This is a genomic window from Bradyrhizobium cytisi, from assembly GCF_008123515.1.
In the GTDB taxonomy this organism is placed as follows: domain Bacteria; phylum Pseudomonadota; class Alphaproteobacteria; order Rhizobiales; family Xanthobacteraceae; genus Bradyrhizobium; species Bradyrhizobium cytisi.
In genome coordinates this window covers 14,401-37,492 of record NZ_VSSR01000080.1, presented here as the reverse complement: position 1 = coordinate 37,492, position 23,092 = coordinate 14,401, and the positions used below count along the sequence as shown (strand labels likewise).

Genomic DNA, 23,092 nt, shown 5'->3' with positions numbered 1-23,092 from the left:
GTTCTCGGACAGACACTAAGGGAATTACGATGCCAGTGCACTAAATTCACTCGCTCCGTCCTACGGATCTGCGGCTTCGGCTCTAGTTTGGCGGACGACGTCAATCTAGTGGACTCTCACCGTAATCGTACCACCGCATCGCAGTTTGGTTCCAAGCTTCGATGGTCATCAATACGTTGCCGGCGAAATTGCCTTTGCGATCGAGCCCGTCCCCCCTAAACTCCCAACCCCACCCGCATGCGTTCCGACGGGCCCGGTAGAAGCGGAGTCGAGTTATGCCCAAACCGGAAAGCTTCCCGATCGAGAAGATCTTCGTTCCCACGAAGCAGAAGAAAGCCATCAAGCCCGAGATCGTCGGGGAGATCGCGGAAAGCATTCTGGACATCGGACAACAGGACCCCATTTCCGTTCGGCACGACGGAGACCGCCTCGTTCTGGTCGAGGGACTGCATCGGCTCGAAGCCTGCAAGGCGCTCGGCGAGACAACCATCATCGGCGTCCTGGTCCCGGCCGAGCTTGCTCAACACAAGCCGCTGCTGTCCGAAAGCCCCGAAGTCGAGGCAGAGCGCATCAAGATGGCGCGATTGAAAAAGCTGCGCCTCGAAAAGGAAGCCGCGGAAGCATCGACGGCTGCCATGAAGAGCGTCAACGCGACGGAAGCGCCGCTCACCCGTCCGACGAAAGGTGTCCGCAACAATCCGAAGGTATCACTGGGCCGGACTGCAAAATCGACACCGAAAACATTGTCGGACTGGATCACGCAGCAAAAGCACAACGGCGGCCGCTATTGATCGCAGGCTCCGGAATTACGGAATTGCAGTGACAGTGCTGGACTGCACCCCTCAAGCCAGAGAACCGCCCCTGATCTATCCCTTGCGCTATGCGCCCTCGTGCAGCCCTGAGAAGATTGGCTCGCGAGTTCTCTGCCCTTCAATTGCGCGCCACATTCGGGTACTCTTCAAGCCATCCGCCCGATCCGCGATCTGCTTGCAAAGGCACGGCATGACCACTGCGCCCACCAACGTAAGCTTCGATGACGCCACCATGTGGGTCGAACTGTCCGATGGTCGGACACTGGGTATTCCGCTCGCGTGGTTTCCGCGCCTGCTGCATGCAACGCCTACCGAACGCGAGCAAGTCGAACTCAGCCGGGTTGGACTGCACTGGGAGGCGCTGGACGAGGATATCTCCATTGCCGGCCTCCTCGCAGGACGCGGCGACGTCGCGCGATCGACGGAACACACCGCCTAGCGCCCCGCGGACGCTCTGCCCACACACGCTCGAGCATTCCAATGACACGTCGATTCCGGCATAGTGGTTCATGGTCGTCTCTCCTCGATGCTTGGAGCGAGGTCCATCCTCGACTCCGTCACACCATCAGTGTGAGGGACGACCGCCTCCCAAGCCAACCGCGCGACGCGCGCCATCACATTGCGCCGTAGCTAGCGCGGTTGGCTTGGGAGGCCTCGGGGCCCGTTACCCCATCTACGAGCTTGGGGACGAACAGTCGTAGGATACCCCACCTCATTCCATCCCACCCGCTCCCACATGACCACGCCAAGGAAAAGAAAGAGCCTCCTCCTTCGCCTTCGTAGCGTCCGGCGGGGCGTTCACCGGATCACGACGGTTCTTTTAGGATTGGTGCACCCAGCTCGTCGAAACGAAAGAGCTGAAAGATGCGCTGGCCGTCGAAGTCGAGGACTCTCAAATCATCGGTCTCCTGCAGATTGCTTTCGACCGCTTGAAAGTGCCCGCCGTAGCGCGCCTTGGCGAGCGACAAGGGAACCTCGAACGCGACGAACTTGCCGATCCCCTTGTGCCTGAGCACGTCAAGGAGCTTCTGGTCGTGCAGGGACTCGTGGGATGTGAGAATGAGCAACGGACCGCTCGCCGTGAGCAGCAAAAGCGATTTCATCGGATCCTCCTTTGCAGGAAGCGTAGCCCACAACCCACCTCCTTCATTTCCTCCTAGGCAAGCAGTGGTGGGTTGCGCCTTCGGCTAACCCACCTACGGGCCGCGTAGACGACTTTGCCCGACGCAAGTTCAACGCGTGAAGGTGAAAGCAATACCCATCAATCCGGCAGAGCCGGAGTTAGCCGAGGGCGTAACCCGCCAATCGGGTCTCGCGAATGGCGGGTTACTGTTGTGGCCGTCAGTACTTCGGCGATGTGCTCGTGCCCGACTTTGGCATCGTGCTCGTGCCCGTGGTTTGAGACCTGGTGCTCGCGCCGGTGGTTTGGCCGGGCGCGGAATTGGACGCGCCGGCGCTGGTCTTGTTCGAGGCCTTGGCGTGGTGCGTCGCATGGTGCATCGCATGGTGCTTCTTGTGTCCCGGAGCGTAGCTGGAAGCGCCCGGCTCACCCGTCTTGGAGCCCATCTGCTGCGTCTCTTGGCCCGGCGTCTGGCTCGATACGCCCTGAGCAAACACGGCTGGTGCCGTTGCCATGAGAATAGTAGCAGAGAGCGCGATGATCTTCGATTTCATGTCGTCCTCCTCCCGATAAGCCCCTCAATGCAACGAAATGAGACCGGCCCCGTTCCCCTGAACGAATGTTCATAATGGGCCGGGCGACTGATGGGGCGAAGCCCGTAGGATGGGTGGATTGGAGCGAAGCGATGCCCCATCATCAGCCGATCGGCAAGGCGATAGGCTCAACCCGTCCTACGAACTCGATCCGCCCCGCCCCCGAGCCCGCCATAATTTCTCCCTCGCACGCGCGTTGTGTTGGACAGCGGCGAGACCTATTCTTCCAGCGATCGGATTGCCGCACGCCCAGTGACGCCCGACTGGATGGAGAGCGCATCGGTGCCTGAAGCGGACGACCCCAAGGCTGATACCCAAAAGACCGATACCCAAAAGGCTGATTCCCAAAAGCCTGGTATCCAAATGCCTGATACCCAAAAGCCGGACGAGATGCGTGCCGATGGCGGGCTGGCGCGGGCCTTTGACCAGATCAAGAGCGCAGAGGACGACCTTGCGCGGCTGGACCGGCTGGTTTCCGCAATGGAACGCGGCAGCGAAAGCCCGCGGGCTTCGCAAGCAAGCGCCGCTGCGGCGGCAGCCGAGGACAAGGCGCCGGATAGCAAGCTTCGCGATCAAGGCCTGAAGGGAGATCGGCCCATGCTGCGCGCTTTGGTTGGCCTCGTGCTGGCGATCGGCATTCTCGGTGCTGCCTTCGCTTCGCAATATCGCGATGAGGCCAAGTCGATCAGCAAGTCGATCAGCAAGTCGATCATGGCGCGCTGGGCCCCGCCGGCCACGAATGAGCCCCCGCAAGCGTCCGCGGTTGCAAGTCCGGCGCAGCCGCCGGCACTGCAATTGGCTGCTGTGGATCAGCCTGGTCCGCTGCCCCCGCCGCCGGTCGGCAAGGAAACGGAAGGCGCTCCAAAACCTGACGTTTCAAGACCGGACGCTCCAAGCACTGGCACCACAGCGCCTGACCAGCCCTCGTCTGATCTCGCGCAATCGCTCAAGACCATCACCAACGAGCTTGCGAGCATCAACGGAAAGCTCGAGCAACTGAAGAGCCGCAACGAGCAGACGCTGCGCGAGCAGGCCGACACCATTCAACAGCTCAAGGCGGCGCAGGAGAAGGATGCGGCGGACAATGCGCGCCTCGCCGCGCAGGTCCAGGCGCTGCAAACGCAACTGACGGCTTCATCCGCATCTGCATCTGTGAAACCCGCCGTGCGGAGCGTGCTCAACAACGATACGGCTGCGGCTGCACGGCCGCACGTGCAAGCGGCCGCACCCCGGCGACCCAGGCCACCACGAGGACCATGGATGCCCCCGCCCTATATGGTCGACCCCTACGGCGATCCGGATTGGTAGGCGCGCAAGGGCGGATGAGCCGACGGGGTGGAACGCCGCTCGTGCGCCTGACAGGATGCGGATCTACCGTGTCGGCCCATCCGCCCCGCGCCTCTACCCTCGCGCCCGACGAACCGCCTCCTCCAGCTTGATCCTCTGCTTGTGCCAACGCGCGTCCTCCGCCCCGGCACGTTCGTCCAGCACAGCCCGCTCCGCGTCGATCTCATCCACCCGCGCCTGGTGGTCGCGCTTCGCCTTGTCCAGCGCCGCCTGGGCGGCCGCGACCGCCTTGTCACGGCGCGCGCGGGCGGCCTCTTCCTTGCGGCGCGCGCTGTCGCGGCGCTGCTCTTCCCGGGCGAAGGCCGCGGCGGCCTTGCGCGCGTCCTGATCGCCGATCTTGCGGGAGGACTTCGCCGCACGCCTGGCGGGACGCTTCTTTGGCCTGGACCTGGCTTTTGTCTTGCCCTCATCACCGGCGAGATCGGTCGGCAGTTCAGAGTGCTCGGTGAACGGGCCGTCCGATCCGACCGGGCGCCTGAGCACCACGCCCGGGCTCGCCATGGTCGCGGCGACGATATCAGGGTCGTCGGTCTCCTTCGCGATGCCCTGATGGAACAGGTTGGACCTGGCGCCCCAGGCATCCAGCGCCGCCTTCATCGAGGGAGCAGCGACCGCCTGATCGTAAAAGCCGAGCGAGGTCTGATACGTCTTCAGTTTTCTTTTCAGTGTCCTTGGCATGTCGCCTCACGGCTTGGTATTCCCGGTGCGGAGGGGCCGCGGATCGTCGCGCAGCCCCGAAGCGATATAGATCAACCCGTCGGACCACGGCTTCCGCAACGGCTCGGCCCATCCTACCGGCTCCCACAAGCCCCATGCCAAGGAAAAGCAAGCGCCTGCTCACTCGCCTTCGCAGCATCCGCCAGGGCGCTCGGTGGGTACGAAAAAAGTTCGTGCGCGCACCGCGGCTGGTTCGGATCGCGGCCGGCATGGCGATGCTGCTTGCGCTCGCGGCGCTTGCAAACATCCTCTATCAAATGGTCCGCAAGCCGACCGAGCTGTTCGTCTTTCTCGGCAATTCCCTCGACAAGGAGCCTGCCGAGAACTGGCGGCAATACGGCCCGCTCTTCCGCACCTACTCCACTGCGACGATCTCGCCCGAACTGCTGGCAGCACTTGCGCAGGTCGAGAGCTCGGGCAATCCGGTGGCGCGCACCTACTGGCGCTGGCGATGGAGCTTTAATCCGCTGGCGATCTACCGGCCCGCCTCGTCTGCCGTCGGGCTCTACCAGATGACCGATCCGGCCCTCAGCGAGGCCGCGCGGTTCTGTATCCGCGGCAACGTCGTGACTGATACCGGCTGCGGTTCGACCTTCCTCTACACCCGCGCGATCCCGAGCCACGCCATCGAGCTGGCATCGGTATATCTCGACCGCAATGTCGCCGACGTTCTCGCCCGCGCCGGCGACGTGAAGGCCAATGCGCAGCAAAAGCAGGATCTCGCCGCCTTCATCCATCTCTGCGGCGGAGGTCCGGCCACCGCCTATGCGCGGCGGCACTTTCAGATGGTGGCCACCGAACGCTGCGGCGATCACCTCGTCGCGAGCTATGTCGCCAGGGTCAACGCGATGAAGCGGCAGTTTCAGCGCCTTGGGGCGGGTGACGGCAATTAGCGGCTACTTCGCCACGCCGACCATCGCCGTCGCCATCTTCTTGTTGCCCTCGACGCTCAGATGGCGCCCGTCGGGACCGACGCTGCCTGGTTGCCGCCAAACTGACATGTAGGTCCCCCAGACGTCGACGACCCGGATGCCCCGCGCCTTCAACTGGCTCTTGATGGCCGCGATGTTCTCCATGGCTTTGACCGGGCTCATATTGTGCCTGACGTCATTGGCCGGATTGTCGCAGAGAATGACGAGCTTCGTCCCAGCCGGAACGACGCTCGGCGTACGTGCAAGCGTCGCATCGGTGGTCTCACCCCACACGCCGGCATTGGCGACATGGACCTGAGACCCCTTGGCGCGCAGCAATCCCTCCAGCACGGCCGGCCACATCTCGGATTCCGCGACGTTGCCGTGGACCGCGCTATGGCCGAGCGCCACGATCTGCGCGGACGAAGGATTGACCGAGGCAACAACCACGGCCGCAACAGCAAGGAGAAGAATTCGGAAATTCGAACAATCCATGGCGCCCTCCAAAATATTTTCAAAATCGACTCAGACGGGGCCGAATGAATGCCCCGTCGAGGTCCACAGCCAATGTTCGCTATTCCGTCTGCGTTTGGCAACTCTCCATCCGGATATCCGTAGTCCGTAGGATGGGTAGAGCTCTTGCGAAACCCATCATTCCGCGAGGGATTCTTTGATGGGTTTCGCTTTCGCTCTACCCATCCTACGGCTTCAGACCGTCGCTTCGGTATCCGGCATTGAACTCTTGCCGCCGTCCGAACCTCGCTGCCGGCTTCCGGCCGAGAAAATGTCGTGCACGAGGCCAAGCTTCCCGAGTCCCAAAATAATCAGGCCGTTGATGTCGATCTCGTACCAGGCGTGCGACAGATAGGCGTCGCGCGGAAACCGGTGATGGTTGTTGTGCAGGCCTTCGCCGAAGGTGAGGATCGTGGTCACCAGCTCGTTGGTGGTGCCGTCGTTGAGCTCATAGCGGCGGTAGCCGTAGCGACCGTCGCTATGGCAGACCGAATTGACCAGCGAGGTGGCCATGGTCATGAGGTAGCTGCGGAACAGGCCGGAGAACAGCACGCAGCCGATCATCGTGTGCACGCCGCCGAACGCATAGCCGATAGCGCCCGGAATGACGATCGCGGACAGCGCGTACCAGTACCAGCGCGTCCTGGTGAAGAACATCGCGATCGGGTCGGCCAGAATATCCCTGGCGTAATATTCGGAATCGGTGGTCGCGAGGTCCCACACCCAGTTGCCTTGCGCGTGCCCCATCCCCTTGGCGAAGGAGGCAATGCGGTTTCCGAAGCCGTCATAATAGGGGCTGTGGACGTCGCCGGGCTTGTCGGAGTGAAGATGGTGCCGGCGATGGTTGCTCACCCATTTCAGGATCGAGCCCTGCACCGCCATCGTGGCGATCGCAGCGAGGATCGTCCGCATCACCGGACCGCAGCGGTAGCTGCGGTGGACGAAGTAGCGATGCATAAAGCCGATGCCCATCGTGGTCATCACGAACAGGCCGGCGAAGACCGAAATCTCGACACGGCCGACGCCCTGCGTGAAGGCCCAAACCAGCGCCCCGATCGAGCCCAAGATCATCATGGCGAACGAGATGTAGGAATCGCGAAATTTTGCGTCGACCACCGGGCCTTCGACCAGCACGCCCGGCGGCATCTTTGGCGGCAGCTTCCGGTCAGAATCTTGCTCCGGAAGCACGCCCTCGGTTGCAGTCATTTCAGTCCGTCCGTTGATGGAAAGCCAACCCTTCTGCAACGCAGGGTACAGACGCCGGTTATGTTGAGCAAGCCGTGCAAAGCGCGGGGGTTAACGCGAGGGAGCGGCGGGTTCGGTGCGGTAGGGTGGGCAAAGCGGAAGCGTGCCCACCATGTCTGTCGCATTCGTGGAGAGATGGTGGGCACGGCGCGCTGCGCCTTTGCCCACCCTACGAGACTCTACAACTCGGCAACGCCCCGCTGCCCTTCACCACCAATACGGCCAGCGCCACCCCTCATAACGAACATAGGACGGCACCAGCGGCGGGCCGTACGGATCGACCCGGTCGTCTTCAGGGCGATAGCGATAACGCGGAACTACATTGTAATCCCACGGCGTTGGCCTCAGCACAGGCGCCGTGACGATGAGCCTCTCTTGTGGTGCGCGAACGACGACGGCTCTCCGCGCCCTAGCCTCGGCACCCGAAATCCCGAGGCTGCACAGCACCACGGCCGCTCCGAGCGCACACGCGACAGTCTTGATCTTCATGCAATGGTCTCCTTCCCGACGAAGAGTGCAAAAGGACGCAAAGCAAGGCAAGCCCATTTCGATCACGACTTGCATGAATGACGGACGTCGGCTCCGGCGACTTGGCCCTGGGCGCAGGGCTATCGCATGTGGGAGCGATTCCCATGTGGCCATCCTTCGAGACGCCCGCCGTTGGCGGGCCCTCAGGATGAGGACCGAGTGTGCGTCCGTCGTTTTTGACGAGCACCGGTGCCGCTTAGCCTCATCCTGAGGAGACCGCGAAGCGGTCGTCTCGAAGGACGAGGCGCGCAATCGAGCAGTCAGCCTAGGCCGCGTGTGTTTGCGGGCCCACGCTCTGGGATACGTTGATATCCTTCAAGCACACATCGCTCTGATGGATGGCGAGAATGTTGATGCCGAGACCCATCAGCCGGTAGCCGTTGTCGACGAGCCATTGCTCGAGCTGCCGGAGATCTGTCTTGATCTTCTCGATCAGCAGGATCGGACGGTATGTCCTGATCGTCTCGCGGGCGCCGCTGAGAGCCTCCATCTCCATGCCCTCGATGTCGATCTTGATGAAATCGGCACGCGGCAGATTGAGCTCGTCCAGCGTCATCTTGCGCACGACGACGGTGTTGTCGGTGTAGTCGATCGGCTGACCGATGAATTCGTTGCTCGGGCGCGGCCGCAATTCCAGGCTGCCGAAGCTGGACGGCATGAAATAGTTCGGATTCGGGATTTGCAGCGTGCCGGATTCGGAGGACACGGCCGCATGCACCGCCAGCGCATTGAAGCAGTTATTGATGGCGATGTTGCCGGCCAGCGCATAGTAGATCCGTTCCTGCGCCTCGATCGCGATCACCGAGCCCCAGCCCGTCATCGCCGAGGCCCATTCGATGGTGTGCACGCCGATATTCGCGCCGCAGTCGATCGCGATGACGCCGTCACCGTGGTGCTTGCGCCGCAAGGCCAGCAGCTCGAGCGCGATCTTGACTTCGCCGGGATCGAATGCGGCGGCCTCGAGGATCTGATGCCCCACGCCATAGCCGCGGTCGGGGGCGACCATACGATAGTCGAAGCGATTGACGATCATGGTTCCATGGCTGGATGAGGCCATGACAAAGGCCAGCTTTTGCCCCGCGATCGGCATTGCAGAATCTCCTCGAACCCAGAGTAGAGGCCACTATCCCCATGCCGGCTTATGCGAGGCTTGTCCCGATCCCGTAGGATGGCTAGAGCCCTTGCGAAACCCATCATTCCACAACAGCTATTTGATGGGTTCGCTTGGGCCCATCCGGGCTGCTTGCGGCAAACAGGATCACCGCCGCGAGGACTCTGGATTCCCCCGCCCTATATGGTCGATCCCTACGGCGATCCGGATTGGCGAGCCCTTAGGGCGAAAGCGATACCATCACCTTGGCTCCGCCAAGGTGATGGATATCACAAAGGGGTAAACCCATCCTGCGGATTATCGCTCCGTGGCCGGTATCTCGTACACCGACACCTTGGCGGCGATCCCGGTCAGCTGGCGCTCTTGCGTCGCAAGCTCCTCATTGGAGGACTCGCCGACCGAGACGTCCTTCATTCTGCGCTTGACCTCTTCGCATGTCTTGCGGACGTCTTCGGTGAAGAGCGCACATTCTTCGATGCGCTTGAAGATCTTCCGTCCCTCGTCACGATACCCCGCGGCCGTTTCGCGCATGAAGGCAATCGCATCATGGACCTGGACTGTCAGCGCTTCGCACTTTTGCGCGGCGTCGATCAACTCGGTGCCCATGGCCTCGATCTCTTTTGCCGCGGACTCATAGTCGCGAATGACCGCCTCTGCACTGAGCGCACCGACGCGCGTGACGCCCTCGGTGTGCTCGACGTAATCAGGCAGAGAAATTGAAGCGATCGAACTTCCCGTGCGAACCGATGCAATATCCGCCTCGAGTTGAACCAGGTTCACGCCTTCCCGCCTGCGCAATTGCTCAACACTTGCCATGATTGATCCTCCCAATACGCACCCCGAACCCCAAAGGACATTCAGTGTATTACGGGGATAAGCGGCAGTCCTAACCCGATCTTCTATTGACAGCCTCAGCTTTGCCATTTTTTCCCAGCTGCCAACGCGGCACGCAGCGATGATGGATGCCATAAGCGCTCAACCTCTCATAATTGCGGCTCGTGAAGATGATAGGTTTCGCATGAGCGCAACCCATCCTGCGGCAAATGAGATCGATCCCATGACACCAGTGCTTCGTATCGCGGCATTTTCAGACGGCGGCCGAGGCGGCAATCCCGCCGGGGTCTGGATCGGCGACGTATTGCCGGATGCCGCGACGATGCAGGTGATCGCAGCCGAGGTCGGCTTCTCGGAGACCGCCTTTGCCGCGCCCGAGCGTGACGGATGGCGGGTGCGTTATTTTTCGCCGGCGATGGAGGTGCCGTTCTGTGGCCACGCCACCATCGCGCTCGGTGCCGCGCTCGCGCATCGCTTCGGCGATCGCAGTTTCGGGCTGCAGTTGAACGATGCGGTCATTTCCGTTTCGGGGCAGCGCCAGGGCAACACCATTGCGGCCGCGCTGCAGTCGCCGCCGACGCGCAGCGCGCCGCTGGATGCGTCGCTGCGGGATGCGCTGCTGGACCTGCTCGGCTATGCGAGCGGCGATCTCGACCCGAAGCTGCCGCCCGCAAAAATTCACGGCGGCGCCGATCATGCCCTGCTGGTTTTGCGATCGCGCGACGCGCTCGCGCGCATGACGTACCAGTTCGAACGGGGCCGCTCCCTGATGGAGCAAGCGGGCTTGGTCACCATCGCGCTGGCGACGGTGGAGACGCCGCGCCTGTTCCATGTCCGCAATGCCTTCGCCGCCGGCGGCGTGGTCGAGGACCCCGCGACGGGCGCTGCCGCCGCCGCGTTCGCGGGTTACTTGCGTGACATCGACTGGCCGCATGGCGGTGCGATCGACATCGTCCAGGGCGAAGACATGGGCGCGCGCTCGCTGATCCGCGCCGAGATCGGCGATGCCAAAGGCAGCTCGATCCGGGTCTCGGGGACGGCGCGGTTCATGGACGGCTGACGCGTTTTCGGCACCCTGGCATCATGCGCCTGTTTTGCCCGACGGGTCAAACATTATTCTGATTCGCCGAAACTAGAAATTCCGTAGGCATTTCTACTGTGCATGGGGTTGTTTTCGCGATCTTGATTATGGGAGCGAGCGACTTTCCCTTGCATTTGCCTGCCTCGACCCTACGGTGCGCCGCGCACGCAAGCCGGAGACCAGACTTCATGACCGACGCCACCAAATGCCCGAACTGCCAGTCGGAGCATGCCTATCAGGACCGGGATCTCTGGATGTGCCCGGAATGCGGCCATGAATGGAGCGCTGCGGCTGGCGCCGCCGCAGATGCGCCGGTGGAGGCGGGCGTGCGCGATGCCCACGGCAACGTGCTCACCGACGGCGACAGCGTCATCGTGATGAAGGATCTCAAGGTCAAGGGATCGTCGTCGGTCGTCAAGGGCGGCACCAAGGTCCGCAACATCCGTCTCCAGGATGCCACCGACGGGCACAACATCGCCTGCAAGATCGACGGCATCGGCGCGATGAATTTGAAGTCGGAGTTCGTGAAGAAGGCGTAGCTGCATCGGGTGGATTGCGTTGCGCTCATCCGTCCTGCGAGCCCAGCAACGCGTCATACCCCTTCGCGCTGAACGCCAGCAGACAAAACCCGTGCCCGAACGGATCGGCCAGCATGGCAATCCGCCCATACGGCGCATCGCGCGCCGGGGCTTCGAGCACGGCGCCGGCGCGCAGCGCGCGCTCGACTGCGGCATCGACATCGTCGACGACGACGTCGACATGCAGCGGCGTCCAGTGCCGGTCGTAGCGACGGCGGTCGCTGCCGGCGCCTAACGACCCGGCCGGCTTGGTCAGCAGGTACACCGGCGCCGGCCAGCCCACGAGCTCGACGAAGTCGCTGCCGAAGCGGCGGCCGACGGTGAGCCCAAACGCGACGGTGTAGAAAGTCGTGGCGGCTTCGATGTCGGGGACGTCGATGTTGAGCAGGACGGTCATGGCTTCATCAGCTCCCTGATCGCGCGGGTCGGCCTCAACTACCACTTCGGCAGTTCCTCGTCGCGAGATCCCTGGGCCACGGATCGCAGCACTGGCGTCGCCCTGCTCGCGGCGCCGTTCTCTGCCGCGGGATTTGGTGCTATGCTCTCGTGGAACGGCCGTTGGTCTCGCATCAGGAGGTTCGCGCATCGGCCGACTTAGGAGCGCATGATGAGGCACCGACTTCCGCTGGTCTTTGCACCTATGATGCTGCTGGGCGCGGTCAGCGCCGCCAACGCCGACGGCCTCTGCGGCCCCGGTTGCCACCCGACCGTGACCGGCGCCTGCGTGGTCGACGGCTGGGGCACCGGCGCGCGGGTCTGGAACGAATGCCCGGCCACCACGCGTCCACGCCCGCCCTGCGGCGGATCGGACTACGTCTGGAGCTCGAGCAAGCGCGCCTGCTTCCCGAGAGTGAAGGACTGGATCTAAAGCGTGCTGCCGAGGGGGCGGCCCGCCGGCGAAGAGCGGTTAGCCGCGGCGCGCCCTACCTCTGCCTTTGCGGCAGTACGTCGGCGGACGTTACGGCTCAACTCACGTCCCTGCAAGGCAGGCGCGCGGGAGAACGCGGATTGAGGTCCGCTCAGAAGAAGCCGGGGCTGAGATCGAGCCCATAGGTCAGGCTCAGCACGAACACGAACAACGCGGCGGCTGCGAACATTGCGAGATGCCGGACGATGAATTCGCGCGGCGAATTGGCGACAACAACGGCTTTCTGCGCAACAGGCATGACAGTCTCCATTATGAAAACGATTCTTGGCCGCCAATATGCGGCGCCCGCATCAAGCGCCGCGATCTGCAAAACAACTATTAAAGAGATCACACTCGTTTTGAACGCCGGTACACAAGTCGCGCGTTGCGAGGAGTTTTTCTGCCGAAGCATTCTCAGTCAGCGCATCAACACGCGACATGAGATGGAACACACTCACGGCGTGATCGATCAATTCGTCGCGATGACATGGCGGCCGCGGATAAAAAATGGCCGGGACAAGCCCGGCCATGACGTTGTGACGGCTTTGGTCTCAGCGGGCGGAGCCCGTGGTCACGGTCGCGGTTTTCAGCTTGCGCGGCGTCAGCACGGCGGCCTGGAGCGCCGTCACGCTGGTGGCGGGCGCCGTCACCTGCTGCTCGACATGGGCGGCGCCGAGCACGCGAACCTGTACGGGCGAGGCCGGAATGCCGTTGGCCTCATAGGCCGGCAGCTCGGCGGCGAAGGCGGCAGTCGTGCCCGCAAGGGTGAGGACAGCGGCCGCGATCGACAAAGTCTTCTTGTTCATGGTGATGCTCCAAAGAGAAAGGTCGGAGCACATGTAAGTCCGATTTGCTGCATTGCGACATGCATTGCTGCAACGCAATATCGCGCGCCGTGCATAACGGTATGTTTAACGCGCCGCACGCCCTTTCGTACTGCTCGCAAAGAGGAGGCGACAACGCCCTATTTCAAAGCGGTCGCCAATGATTGCAGCTTTGCGACAAGATTGGTGCCGAGCGCATAAATGACTTCAATAATCGCGAGCGCAATGCCCGCTGCGATCAGGCCATATTCGATCGCTGTGGCACCGGATTCATCGGACGCGAACTCAACCAATAAGCATTTCAATTTCACAAGCATATCCTTCCCAGATCTACCGGACGTTGCCGGCACGGCACGCGAGCAATGCACCTCCACAATCCAAGATTGAGTAAATCTGGATAATTCAATTTTATGAGCATCCGAAGGCGATTTTGCCTGGCTTTTCCTGTCCACGGAGGAGGCCGGCCCCTGCGGGAACCAAAGTTGCATTCAGGCAACACCTGGCGCGAAAAGCCCTTTTTAGGGGATTTACGCCATTGCACCGCCACATCGTCCTCCGAACAATTGACGCGCCGCGTGCTTGGCTGTGCAATCTGGTTCGCTTACGAACCTTGGAGGCAGGGATCATGAATGATCGGCGGTCTCTTCTTGTGGCGGTCTCGTGCCCCTCGGCCGTGATGGTCGGCTGGCTGGCGCTCTCCCTCTCCGCCTATGCTCCTGCTTTGATCGAGAACAGCGGCGCCAATGCAGCCGCCGTCTCCCGCGCCAAAGATCTCACCCACCTTGAGCTTGCCGATATCCCGCGCGCGGCGACGATCGATGATGGCATCGCCCTGACCGCCGACATCGCCGCCGCTGCGGCTGCGACACCAAGCGCGGCACTGGTCGAAGCACCACCGCCCGGGGCACCCGCCCCCGCTGTCCAGCTCGCCTCGGCCGATCCAACTGACATGGTCGCGGCGGTCTCACCCGCGCCCCAGATCGCACCTGAACCGGCTCCGGTCGCAAGCGAGGCTGCCGCCGTCACCAACGAAGCTGCTCCCGTCGCAAGCGAAGCTGCACCCGCACCCGAGCCGACCGTCAAGCTCGCGTCCGCCGATCCCGGCGACGTCGTGCCGTCGGAGGCTCTGTCACCAGCGGCGATCGCGAGCGGGCCCGTGGCCGAGAGCAAGGCGTCGCCGCCCGCCGACACCGTGGCCGTGCTCGATGAATGCTTCGTCATGGATGCCTGTATCGACCGCTATCTCTGGGCGCTCTATCAGCGCACGCCGAAGGAAGATTCCATCAAGGTCGAGGACCGCCGCGCCGTCACCGTCAAGCGCAAGGGCAAGATGGTCACGGTGATGCGGAGCTTCACGAAACTCGTCGACGAGGATTTTGCCTGGAAGGATCCGAAGGCGGCCGACCACGCCAAGATGACGCTGATGGATTACGTCATCGGCGGCATGGACAAGAGCTTCAAGCAGAAGCTGTTTCGCATGCTGCTCACGGCAGAAGCTGCCGGTCTCTCGCCGGGAATCACCAGCGCGTTCCGTGACGACTATCGCCAGGAGATTGCGAGCGGCCTGAAGGCAGCCTCCAACCGCTCCTATCACGGCGGCAGCCTTCGCGGCGGCTACGGCCACGGCATGGCGGCCGACATCGTCAGCACCAAGGGCGACAACCGCGCGCAGCGCTGGGTCTCGACCGAGGCATTATGGAAGTGGGTGGATGCCAATGGCAAGGCGCTCGGCATCGGCCGGCCCTATCTCGACCGCGATCCGCCGCATGTTGGCCCGATCGACGGTCAGGAATATATCTCGAAGCGCGGCGTTGCGACCGACCGCAAGGAAGCTGCCAACACCAAGCCGAAGAAGGCGCGCGCGGTGGCCAGCGCCAGGCGGCCGAAGGCGCAAGCAGTGCGCGAGCAGAAGAGCCCCGCAAAACCGCTGAAATCGGCACAATCTGCAGCGAAGCGCGCGACCTGATCTGGGCTTTACGTGCCTGAGGCCGGCAACGGCACGAGACGCATCTCGGCCGATCCTGCCTGCTGGGTGCGAACGAGCACGGCAAAGATGGTCTCGACCGCAAGCCGCACCGCCGCCTCGACTGCCGTACCTTTGGCAAGGTGCGCCGCGATCAGGCCGGTGAGGAGATCGCCGGTGCCGTAGGGGCGGATCGGCAGGCGCGGCGTCGCAAAGCGCGACAATTGCCCGTCTGCACACAGGATCGTCTCCACCTGCCCCGCCGGCGTGTCGACCAGGGTGCAGCCGGTGGCGACGGCGTCGATCCGGCGTTGCGCCGCAATCGCAGCCGCTGCAGCACGCAGGCCGTCCGTGTCTGCGATCTTGACGCCGGAGAGCAGCTCGAGCTCGAACTGGTTCGGCGTGATCAGGTGTGCCGCAGGCAACAAGCGGTGCCGCACCACATCCAAAATACCGTCGGCGACATAGACGCGGCCGTCGTCGCCGATGACGGGATCGCAGAGATAGACGAGCTTCGAATTGCGCGACAGCGCTCGCTCGACGAAATCGGCGATGACGACGGCGTTGTCGGGCGAGCCGAGATAGCCGGTGACGAGCACGGCCGCCTCGTCGACAAGGTCCCGCTCCTCGACACCTCGCAGCAGATCGGCGACCAGCTCAGCGTCGAGCACCCGCCCACGCAAGGTCGGATAGCGCGGATGGTTAGACAGCAGCGTCGTCGGCACCGCAGCGACGTTGACGCCCTCCGCCTGCATCGCGTGGACCGCCGCGCTGTTGCCGACATGGCCGTGGACCACCTGGCTTTGAATCGAGATGATGAGCATGCAGAGGTCCGTAGGGTCAAAAGCTGGATGTGGCAAGCATAGCCCGGATCACGAAGCGTCGTACCCGAGCCCTAGCCGCAGCGCTTGCATCTTCCGCGCCAGCCTCCGGTGCCCGGTCTCCTCCGACCGCCCGCTAACCCATGATCCCCAGTGGTCCGAAACGATATTGGGCTGCAAACGCAGATGTCAGGAATGACTTCCGCGTCGCGCAAGCTCATCGAGGTAGGCGCAGAACATGTCAGCCAGCCCGTCGGCGTGGCGCGCGATCTCCGCCTCGCTGTGCGGCGTCTCCGAGAACCGCTTTCCGACCTCGGCCAGCGTCGTCTTGATCAGCTCCCCGGCGAGCTCGCGCGTCGCCTCCGAGGCCTTTGGCAGCGCCTCGCGCATGAAGATCGCGACGATGCCCTCGCCGGCCGCGCGCGCCTCCCGCGCCTCCGGCGCATCGCGATAGAGCGGTGCGGCATCGCTGAGCGCGCCGCGGATCGCGGCCTCCTCGCATTCGGAGCGTATGAAGGCGTGGACCAGCGCGCGCAGGCGCACCGGAGGCGACGTCGCACGGTCCGCGAGAATGCCGCGGAGGAGCTCGCTCGTGCTTCGCCACTCGTCGCTCTGCAGGCGGAACAGGATAGCCGCCTTGTTCGGAAAATACTGGTAGAGTGAGCCGACGCTGACCCCGGCCCGCTCCGCCACCCGCGCGGTGGTAAAACGCTGCGCCCCCTCCTTCGCCAGGACCTGAACAGCGGCATCCAGAATGGCCGCCACCAGCTCGTTGGAGCGGACCTGTTGCGGCAATTTTCGTGAGGAAACTGAACGGCTTCGACGATCGGCCATAGTGCGCCCGGGGGAATGCGAATAGGAAATGCGATGAATTAGTCGTATTTCATTTCGCACGCAAGCCCACGCTTTGCCGCGAACTCTGGAGACACGAAATGACCATCCCAACCATCGCCTCGCTTGCGCCGTTGCTGGATCGCCTGTTCGACCAGGACGAAGCAGCACGCGGCGCAACGCGAGCTGCCTTCGCCGACGTGACCGACGCCGACCGCACACGGATGATGCAGAGCAAGACCGATTACCGCGACCTCTACGCACGCCTGAAGGACGCCCCGCTCGCGGTCTCACGTGAGACCGGTCACCTGCTCTACATGCTGGCGCGCAGCTCACGTGCCAGAACGATCGTCGAGTTCGGCACCTCCTTCGGCATCTCGACGCTGTACCTTGCGGCAGGCTTGCGAGACAATGGCGGCGGCCGCCTCATCACCAGCGAGTTCGAGCCATCCAAGGCGGCGCGGGCGCGCGAGAACCTCTCGGCCGGCGAGCTGATCGATCTCGTCGAAATCCGCGAAGGCGATGCGCTGAAGACGCTGAGCAGGGATCTGCCCGATCAGATCGATCTCGTGCTGCTCGACGGCGCCAAAGCGCTCTACCCGGATATCCTCGATCTGATCGAAGACCGTCTGAAGCCGGGCGCGATCATCGTCGCCGACAACGCCGACTTCAGCCCCGACTATCTCGCGCGCGTCCGTAAGCCCGGAAACGGCTACATGTCCACGCCCTTCGCCGAGGACGTCGAACTCACCGTACGGATCAGCTAGGGCCGCATCGAACGGTTCACGACGGCTCGGAGCTGCCGCGCGGTCCCTCGCGCGGCGGCTATGTGTGATCGGCCCCCTGAGGTGGTCAGACCCGCTGTCGTAGCCTCGTCACTCACACGTGATATTTGCTCCCGACAAAAGCCATGTTGCGCGTGCTAAACATACCTACCGCGCGGTATCTTTCGCGCGTCACGATCGAGACCGCCATGACGCCCGCTTTCACCTCCTATGCCGCACTTGCCCTCGCCATCATGCTCGAGGTGACGGCGTCCGCCTTCCTGCAGCAGTCCGCGCAGTTCACCCGGCCTTGGCCGACGCTGGCAATGGTGTTGTTCTATGTCGCCTCGTTCTACGCGCTTTCCGTCGCGATCCGGGTCATCCCCTTGAGCATCGCCTATGCGATCTGGGGCGGGGTCGGCATCATCCTGACCGCCACCGTCTCCTTCGTGCTGTTCCGCCAGATGCTGGACACCGCCGCTTTCGTCGGTATCGCCCTGATCGTTTCCGGGGTCGTGGTCATCAACCTGTTCTCGCAGACGACGGCGCATTGATGCCGGCGAGTGCCTATACCCGCGCCAAGCAGCCCGAGCAGGTGCGGCGCGCCCTGCTCGACCACGCCGCGGCGATCGCCATGGACCACGGCGTCTCCGGCGTCACCGTGCAAGCGGTGGCCGCGGCGGCCGGCGTCACCAAGGGCGGGCTGTTTCATCATTTCGGGAGCAAGCAGGCGCTGATCGAGGGCCTGTTCGCCGATCTGCTCGCCCGCGTCGATGCCGAGATCGACGCGGCCATCGAGGCGGATCCCAAGCCGCTCGGCAGTTTTACGCGCGCTTATGTGAATGCGGTGTTCACCGGCAAGGCGTTCGGCTTCGCCACGCCTTGGGCGGCGCTGAGCATGGTGGTCGTCACCGATCCGTCGCTGCGCAAGCTCTGGAACGACTGGATGAAAGCGCGCCTGAAACGCCACCGTGCAACCGATGCGGCGCCAGAGCTCCAGATCGTGCGTCTGGCCGCCGACGGCGCCTGGCTGTCCTTCGTCACGACGGGACAGACCCGCATGAACGCAGATTGGCGCGCCGTGCACGACCGCCTGATCGCGCAAACTTATCGGCGCGGGTAGCCGACTACTGGCTCTGCACCGGCTTGGGCGGACGCGGCTTGGATCGGGCTGGCTTTGCGCCAGATTTCGCCGAAGCACTTGCGGGCGGCGTATCGACCGACACCAGATAGGCCGCGAGCGCCTTGGCGCTGTCGGAGCTGGCCGAATAATGGTCCTGCAGGAACCAGGACAGCGTCAGGGTGTAGCGCCCTTTCGCAAGCCCCCGCGGGCTGCGATGGCAGGCCGTGCAACCGTCGGCGAAGAGCTTTTCGGGCGATTTGCCGGCGTCGAGATTTTGCGCGGACGCAAGCGGTGTCGTCAGCACGATCGCGGCTGCGGCCATGGTCCCAAGAATCACCAGAGGCGCGACGAATGCGCGCCTCGGTCGAATTTGCGATCTCAATGTCGTCCCCTAGCCCGCGCCTCGCGATCACGCCGCCAGCAACTGATCGAACTCCGGCGGTGCGTACGCTTTGCCGTCCTGATCGGTGATGACGACCCGCCACCCTTCGCTCGCCCAAACCTTTGCCTTCGCCACGATGAGCAACCGGCTCTCGCGGGCAAAACTGTACTTCTCATTCTCGCGTTCTGCGATCATTTTATAGGCCAATGCTTGTCCCCTTGCGTTGCCCTGCACCCGTCCTCCCTCGTGGCAGCGGGCTTTGGCGGCAATTCGCCGGGAGCGTGGCAATTTGGTGCCCTCCGCGGCAGCATTGTGCGCCGGCACCGGTTCCGCCGAGCGACGGATGTCAACCATGCGCAGCGTCATGAGCGCGATTCTGCTTGCCGGGAGCTTGTTCGCCGCCATGCCCGCAACCGCGCAGACCTGAATCCGCGACGGCCGAGTGCCGTGCTAACCCTTATGCGGTGCAGAGCCGCCAGCCTGGCGCCGGCCCATCGCCGCCGCGACGGAACCGATAATGCCGAGCCGATCCGCTCAGTGGACGCGGATGATGTGTGGACGGCCGAGATCAATCAGACCCTGCACAGCCGACAGACGATCGTCCAGGGCAGCAATGGTGAGCAATAAGTTATTGCGGCGCTCATCGAGCAGCCCCATTTCGGCGCCGGAGAGCTTTGTGCTCGTCCGCTCCTTGTGGATGCCGTCGAGAGATTTGCGCAAGCCGGCAATCAGGCCGGCCAGTTGCTTGGCCTCTTTGGTCATCGACCGCTTCGCGACATTTTGGCGGCGCGTCTCCGCCTGACTTTGTCTCATCTTCATCCTCCCGTGCCCCGCTGCCCCGAGTGGATGCTTACAGCTTTGAATACACATATTACGATCGATGAAATCTGCCCGCGAAGAACTTTCTTAAATTGTACGCGCACGGAACCGGGTTAACCCAAGCAAAAGCCCGGCGCGAAGGCCGGGCTTTCATTGCTCAATGCTCGTGCTTCTGCGGGCCGCTGGGCGCGCCGCCGCCATGCGGAGCCGCATTGACGTGCGGAGCGCCGCCGCCTCCACCGGGATGCGGCATCGCAGGCGCGGCCGCACGCGGCGCCGGCATCTGCGCATGAGCGTTCATCGGCGCAGCGTGGCTGACATTCGGCTGAGCCATATGCGGCGTCACGGGCCGGGCCGCCGGCGCAGCCGACACGCGCGGCGCTTCATGTGCACGCGCCACCGGCTGCGCGTGGACTGCAGCGCGACTTGCCGCCTGCTCGTGCATCATACGCGCCTGCGCATCACGGGGATTGCGACCCTGCACCGCGGTCCGCTCGTTGACGAAACGCTGGCTCCGTTCGGCACGATTGCGATCGACGCCAACCGCAGCGTCGCGCTTTGCGATGGCCGCATCATGCCGCGCCGTCGCGGCATCACGGCCGGAGACCGCGACATTACCCTTAACGTTGTCGCTGGCATGCGCGTCGCGGCCTAGCGCGACCGCAGCGTCACGCGTCGCCGCGCGTCCGATGCGAGCGGCGCGCGGATCGATCGTCATCCGCGTCGCAAAGCGCTCATGCGAGGTCCAGTAGTTGTTCCAGTAGGCGTGACGGCGATACCAGGGGCGCCCCTCGTAGTAGCTCGACCAGTACGAGCTCAGCACGAAGGGAACGACGGGCACGCCGACCTCATCGGCATAGTCGGGAAGATAGACGTAGTGATTGCGGTAGAGGTATTCGAGATATTGCGACGACACCCAGCCGCGATCGTCGGAAAAGCTCACGTCGCACCAGGCATTGCCACGCAGGCAACCATGGATGTTGACGCGGGCGCCCTCGGGGACGCGGTCGACTAGCGGAAAGCCCGCCCCCGGGCCGGCGCGCAGGCCGGTCGAGACGGTGACGATGCCCGGCGCGGCCAATGCGGCCGTCGGCGCGAGCAGCAATGCGGCAACTAAAGCGGTTTTCAATCTCATGGCAAAGTCCTCCTCTGAGAGGCGGAACGCACGAACGGAACGAAGCGTTCCGCGCGCAAAGGTCGTATCAGCCAAAAGATTGAGAGGCGCGCCGCGCGCGCAGTTCAATATTCATCCGCCATTCATCGGCGGAGCACGCTTCAGTTCACCTGCAACATGAAGGCGTCGAAATACCCGGCGAGCGCCGCAAAATCATCGAGCGGCAGCACCTGTGCAACGTATTGATCGGGACGCACCACGACCATGCAGCCGGCCTTCCGATCGATGCCGCGCATCTCGAAAACGTCGTGACCACTCTTGAGGTCCGGACAAAACATCTTTTCGTAGTCGAGCAAGCCGTAGCGCCCTTTGCGCGGCAGCAGCAGCGTTGGCATCGCCTCGATCGCGAGCGCGCGATGGTCCTGCTGAAACACCGTACGCAGATCGATCACGGCGTCGATGTCGGCACCGGCTGGCGTGTATCGCCTGAGCGGCGATTCCCTGGCCTCGGCGAGGAAATTGCACAGCGCGCGAATGGCGGAGCCGGCAGCGGCGGGGTCTTCGGCGCCGGAGAACGCGTAGATGCGGAAACGGCCATCGGCGTGCGCCGCGTGGCCGAGATGAACAGGCTTCGCATCCCCGAGCCGGATCACTGGCGCCGAATGGAAGCGCGTGCCGATGACGAGGCCTTGCGCGAGATGCTGATGGGAGGCCGCGCCGGTGAGGATCGACGGCGTGTAATGCGTCGCCGTGCCCGCGGTGTAGCGGCCGTGCCTGACGAAATAATCCTGCGTCTTGGCGGCATCGGCGCCGCCTGCCTTGGCCGCGGAAGCGAGAATGCCCGCCCATTCGCGATCGAATTCGATCAGCTCCTTGGCCACCGCCTGCCGCTCGGCCGAGTAGGAATGCAGCAGGCTCGGCGTGCTCTGCTTGCGAAGGACGGAGGCGAGCTTCCAGCCCAGATTGAAGGCGTCCTGCATCGAGACGTTCATGCCCTGCCCGGCCTTCGGGCTGTGGGTGTGACAGGCATCGCCGGCGATGAAGATGCGCGGCAAACGCGTGTTGATCTCGGTTTCCGGCACGTCGTCGAACTTGTCGGTCAGGCGCTGGCCGATCTCGTAGACCGACCACCAGGCGATCTCCTTCACCTCGAGCGTATGCGGCTTCAGGATCCGCTGTGCTTTCGCAATCACGTCGTCGGCCGTGATGTCACGGTTGGCGACGCGCTCGCCGACGTCGAGCTTTGCCAGCTCGACATAGAGGCGGACCAAGTAGCCGCCTTCGCGCGGAATAATGAGAAGGCTGCCGTCCTTCGCCGACTGGATCAGGACCTTGAAGCGGATATCAGGGAAATCGGTCACCGCCAGCACGTCCATCACGCCCCAGGCCTGGTTGGCGGAATCGCCATGCAGCTCGCGGCCGATCGACTTGCGCACCGTGCTGCGCGCGCCGTCGCAACCGACGACGTAGCGCGCCCTGATGGTTTCGACCTTGCCCTCGTTCGCAGCATCGACGCGTTCGAGGTGCACCGTCACGGCATGGTCGGCTGGCCCCGCGGCCGCATCGACCTGGAGGTCGAGCAGATGCCTGCCATAATAGGGCTCGAGCTTGGCCGGCGACCTTCGCATGACGTCGAGAAAGCCGTCATGGATGCGCGCCTGGTTGAGGATGACGTGCGGAAATTCCGACAGCCCGTCTTCGACATCCTGCACCCGGCCGCTGCGGACGATCTTCTCCGGCGCCTGCCCGTCCGGCTTCCAGAACGTCGTCTCGTTGACCCAATAGGCCTCCTTCAGCACGCGCTCGCTGAAACCGTAGGCGTGGAACATCTCCATGGTGCGGCAGGCGACGCCATCGGCCTGGCCGACCAAGAGCGGGCCCGGCTTCTGCTCGACGATGCAGGTCTTGATATCAGGGAATTGCGCGAGTTGGGCCGCGAGCGTCAGGCCCGCGGGGCCACAGCCGACGATGAGGACGTCAACCTCGTCGGGCACGGCGCCGATAGCGCCCGAGGCCTGAACGCGCGCGGCGGGATCGGCAATCTCGGGGTCGCCCGGCTGGAATCCATTGAGATGGAATTGCATGAGCACCTCTCCCGTTGACGTCTTGTCCGATATTGCTCAGTATGCTGACTATCAGTATACTTGTCAATAA

The 23,092-nt window shown here is 63.5% G+C and carries 30 protein-coding genes and 1 pseudogene; 11 read left to right on the top strand and 20 right to left on the bottom strand.

Going from position 1 to position 23,092, the window contains the following annotated elements:
- Positions 1–275 precede the first annotated feature (275 nt).
- A complete protein-coding gene (locus tag FXB38_RS37565; protein ID WP_148755966.1) occupies positions 276–791 on the top strand; it encodes a ParB N-terminal domain-containing protein in 516 nt (171 codons plus the stop codon).
- A gap of 211 nt (positions 792–1,002) precedes the next feature.
- On the top strand, positions 1,003–1,251 hold the full coding sequence (locus tag FXB38_RS37560) for a DUF2442 domain-containing protein (protein WP_148755965.1): 249 nt from the start codon (positions 1,003–1,005) through the stop codon (positions 1,249–1,251).
- Between the two features lie 367 nt (positions 1,252–1,618).
- On the opposite strand, the gene FXB38_RS37555 is transcribed toward FXB38_RS37560, so the two are convergent.
- Positions 1,619–1,915 (bottom strand): cytosolic protein, encoded by a 297-nt coding sequence (locus FXB38_RS37555; protein ID WP_148755964.1) that lies wholly within the window; start codon positions 1,913–1,915, stop codon positions 1,619–1,621.
- Between the two features lie 238 nt (positions 1,916–2,153).
- Positions 2,154–2,486: a hypothetical protein gene (locus tag FXB38_RS37550; protein ID WP_187435424.1), complete on the bottom strand. Its 333-nt coding sequence runs from the start codon at positions 2,484–2,486 to the stop codon at positions 2,154–2,156.
- Between the two features lie 306 nt (positions 2,487–2,792).
- On the opposite strand from FXB38_RS37550, the gene FXB38_RS37545 reads away from it, so the two are divergent.
- Positions 2,793–3,833, top strand: coding sequence for a hypothetical protein (locus FXB38_RS37545; RefSeq protein WP_148755972.1), 1,041 nt, complete (start codon positions 2,793–2,795; stop codon positions 3,831–3,833).
- A gap of 93 nt (positions 3,834–3,926) precedes the next feature.
- Here the strand turns inward: FXB38_RS37545 and FXB38_RS37540 are convergent, their stop codons facing one another.
- Positions 3,927–4,550 carry a cell envelope biogenesis protein TolA gene (locus tag FXB38_RS37540; RefSeq protein ID WP_148755963.1) on the bottom strand — a complete coding sequence of 208 codons (624 nt, stop codon included), beginning with the start codon at positions 4,548–4,550 and terminating at the stop codon, positions 3,927–3,929.
- A gap of 134 nt (positions 4,551–4,684) precedes the next feature.
- On the opposite strand from FXB38_RS37540, the gene FXB38_RS37535 reads away from it, so the two are divergent.
- On the top strand, positions 4,685–5,482 hold the full coding sequence (locus tag FXB38_RS37535) for a transglycosylase SLT domain-containing protein (RefSeq protein ID WP_148755962.1): 798 nt from the start codon (positions 4,685–4,687) through the stop codon (positions 5,480–5,482).
- Positions 5,483–5,485: 3 nt separating this feature from the next.
- Here FXB38_RS37535 and FXB38_RS37530 read toward each other — a convergent pair whose 3' ends face one another.
- The 5 genes from FXB38_RS37530 to FXB38_RS37510 all read right to left on the bottom strand — a co-directional run bounded on the left by FXB38_RS37530 (position 5,486) and on the right by FXB38_RS37510 (position 9,866).
- On the bottom strand, positions 5,486–5,995 hold the full coding sequence (locus FXB38_RS37530; RefSeq protein WP_187435423.1) for a GDSL-type esterase/lipase family protein: 510 nt from the start codon (positions 5,993–5,995) through the stop codon (positions 5,486–5,488).
- Between the two features lie 213 nt (positions 5,996–6,208).
- Positions 6,209–7,219: an acyl-CoA desaturase gene (locus FXB38_RS37525; protein WP_148755961.1), complete on the bottom strand. Its 1,011-nt coding sequence runs from the start codon at positions 7,217–7,219 to the stop codon at positions 6,209–6,211.
- A gap of 246 nt (positions 7,220–7,465) precedes the next feature.
- Positions 7,466–7,747: a hypothetical protein gene (locus FXB38_RS37520; protein ID WP_148755960.1), complete on the bottom strand. Its 282-nt coding sequence runs from the start codon at positions 7,745–7,747 to the stop codon at positions 7,466–7,468.
- A gap of 304 nt (positions 7,748–8,051) precedes the next feature.
- On the bottom strand, positions 8,052–8,876 hold the full coding sequence (locus FXB38_RS37515) for an FkbM family methyltransferase (protein WP_148755959.1): 825 nt from the start codon (positions 8,874–8,876) through the stop codon (positions 8,052–8,054).
- Positions 8,877–9,194: 318 nt separating this feature from the next.
- A complete protein-coding gene (locus FXB38_RS37510; RefSeq protein ID WP_246230430.1) occupies positions 9,195–9,866 on the bottom strand; it encodes a hypothetical protein in 672 nt (223 codons plus the stop codon).
- 88 nt (positions 9,867–9,954) lie between these two features.
- Here FXB38_RS37510 and FXB38_RS37505 point away from each other — a divergent pair, with 88 nt between their 5' ends.
- Together FXB38_RS37505 and FXB38_RS37500 are read left to right on the top strand one after the other, a co-directional pair.
- The gene (locus FXB38_RS37505; protein WP_148755958.1) at positions 9,955–10,791 is read left to right on the top strand and encodes a PhzF family phenazine biosynthesis protein; all 837 of its coding nucleotides are present in this window, start codon (positions 9,955–9,957) and stop codon (positions 10,789–10,791) included.
- Positions 10,792–11,000: 209 nt separating this feature from the next.
- Positions 11,001–11,351: a zinc ribbon domain-containing protein YjdM gene (locus FXB38_RS37500; protein WP_148755957.1), complete on the top strand. Its 351-nt coding sequence runs from the start codon at positions 11,001–11,003 to the stop codon at positions 11,349–11,351.
- 25 nt (positions 11,352–11,376) lie between these two features.
- Here FXB38_RS37500 and FXB38_RS37495 read toward each other — a convergent pair whose 3' ends face one another.
- Positions 11,377–11,787: a VOC family protein gene (locus FXB38_RS37495; protein WP_148755956.1), complete on the bottom strand. Its 411-nt coding sequence runs from the start codon at positions 11,785–11,787 to the stop codon at positions 11,377–11,379.
- 210 nt (positions 11,788–11,997) lie between these two features.
- On the opposite strand from FXB38_RS37495, the gene FXB38_RS37490 reads away from it, so the two are divergent.
- On the top strand, positions 11,998–12,258 hold the full coding sequence (locus FXB38_RS37490; protein ID WP_148755955.1) for a hypothetical protein: 261 nt from the start codon (positions 11,998–12,000) through the stop codon (positions 12,256–12,258).
- Positions 12,259–12,409: 151 nt separating this feature from the next.
- Here FXB38_RS37490 and FXB38_RS43270 read toward each other — a convergent pair whose 3' ends face one another.
- From FXB38_RS43270 to FXB38_RS37480, 3 genes are all read right to left on the bottom strand, one after another.
- Positions 12,410–12,556, bottom strand: a complete 147-nt coding sequence (locus tag FXB38_RS43270; RefSeq protein ID WP_187435422.1) for a hypothetical protein — start codon at positions 12,554–12,556, stop codon at positions 12,410–12,412.
- Between the two features lie 292 nt (positions 12,557–12,848).
- A complete protein-coding gene (locus FXB38_RS37485) occupies positions 12,849–13,103 on the bottom strand; it encodes a hypothetical protein (RefSeq protein ID WP_148755954.1) in 255 nt (84 codons plus the stop codon).
- A 158-nt stretch (positions 13,104–13,261) separates the two neighbouring features.
- Positions 13,262–13,426, bottom strand: coding sequence for a Flp family type IVb pilin (locus FXB38_RS37480; RefSeq protein ID WP_187435426.1), 165 nt, complete (start codon positions 13,424–13,426; stop codon positions 13,262–13,264).
- A 320-nt stretch (positions 13,427–13,746) separates the two neighbouring features.
- Here FXB38_RS37480 and FXB38_RS37475 point away from each other — a divergent pair, with 320 nt between their 5' ends.
- Positions 13,747–15,087 (top strand): M15 family metallopeptidase domain-containing protein, encoded by a 1,341-nt coding sequence (locus FXB38_RS37475; protein WP_148755953.1) that lies wholly within the window; start codon positions 13,747–13,749, stop codon positions 15,085–15,087.
- An 8-nt stretch (positions 15,088–15,095) separates the two neighbouring features.
- Here FXB38_RS37475 and pdxY read toward each other — a convergent pair whose 3' ends face one another.
- From pdxY to FXB38_RS37460, 3 genes and pseudogenes are all read right to left on the bottom strand, one after another.
- Complete coding sequence (gene pdxY / locus FXB38_RS37470) at positions 15,096–15,908, bottom strand: pyridoxal kinase (RefSeq protein WP_148755952.1); 813 nt, start codon at positions 15,906–15,908, stop codon at positions 15,096–15,098.
- A gap of 48 nt (positions 15,909–15,956) precedes the next feature.
- A pseudogene (locus tag FXB38_RS44960) lies at positions 15,957–16,037 on the bottom strand (FMN-binding negative transcriptional regulator); the annotation flags it as partial.
- Between the two features lie 57 nt (positions 16,038–16,094).
- Positions 16,095–16,739: a TetR/AcrR family transcriptional regulator gene (locus FXB38_RS37460; RefSeq protein ID WP_148755951.1), complete on the bottom strand. Its 645-nt coding sequence runs from the start codon at positions 16,737–16,739 to the stop codon at positions 16,095–16,097.
- Positions 16,740–16,837: 98 nt separating this feature from the next.
- Between FXB38_RS37460 and FXB38_RS37455 the strand changes: the two genes are divergently transcribed.
- The 3 genes from FXB38_RS37455 (at position 16,838) to FXB38_RS37445 (ending at position 18,623) form a co-directional block, all read left to right on the top strand.
- Positions 16,838–17,503 carry an O-methyltransferase gene (locus FXB38_RS37455; protein WP_148755950.1) on the top strand — a complete coding sequence of 222 codons (666 nt, stop codon included), beginning with the start codon at positions 16,838–16,840 and terminating at the stop codon, positions 17,501–17,503.
- Between the two features lie 206 nt (positions 17,504–17,709).
- Complete coding sequence (locus tag FXB38_RS37450; protein WP_148755969.1) at positions 17,710–18,054, top strand: DMT family transporter; 345 nt, start codon at positions 17,710–17,712, stop codon at positions 18,052–18,054.
- Complete coding sequence (locus tag FXB38_RS37445; protein WP_148755968.1) at positions 18,054–18,623, top strand: TetR/AcrR family transcriptional regulator; 570 nt, start codon at positions 18,054–18,056, stop codon at positions 18,621–18,623. The genes FXB38_RS37450 and FXB38_RS37445 overlap by 1 nt, the downstream gene beginning before the upstream one ends.
- 4 nt (positions 18,624–18,627) lie before the next feature.
- On the opposite strand, the gene FXB38_RS37440 is transcribed toward FXB38_RS37445, so the two are convergent.
- The 5 genes from FXB38_RS37440 to FXB38_RS37420 form a co-directional block, all read right to left on the bottom strand.
- Positions 18,628–18,945: a hypothetical protein gene (locus tag FXB38_RS37440; protein WP_148755949.1), complete on the bottom strand. Its 318-nt coding sequence runs from the start codon at positions 18,943–18,945 to the stop codon at positions 18,628–18,630.
- A gap of 87 nt (positions 18,946–19,032) precedes the next feature.
- A complete protein-coding gene (locus FXB38_RS44195; RefSeq protein WP_246230426.1) occupies positions 19,033–19,410 on the bottom strand; it encodes a hypothetical protein in 378 nt (125 codons plus the stop codon).
- Positions 19,411–19,539: 129 nt separating this feature from the next.
- Positions 19,540–19,818, bottom strand: a complete 279-nt coding sequence (locus FXB38_RS37430; protein WP_187435425.1) for a hypothetical protein — start codon at positions 19,816–19,818, stop codon at positions 19,540–19,542.
- A gap of 163 nt (positions 19,819–19,981) precedes the next feature.
- Positions 19,982–20,959 (bottom strand): SH3 domain-containing protein, encoded by a 978-nt coding sequence (locus tag FXB38_RS37425; protein ID WP_148755947.1) that lies wholly within the window; start codon positions 20,957–20,959, stop codon positions 19,982–19,984.
- A gap of 140 nt (positions 20,960–21,099) precedes the next feature.
- Positions 21,100–23,022: an FAD-binding monooxygenase gene (locus FXB38_RS37420; RefSeq protein ID WP_187435421.1), complete on the bottom strand. Its 1,923-nt coding sequence runs from the start codon at positions 23,020–23,022 to the stop codon at positions 21,100–21,102.
- Between the last annotated feature and the right edge of the window lie 70 nt (positions 23,023–23,092).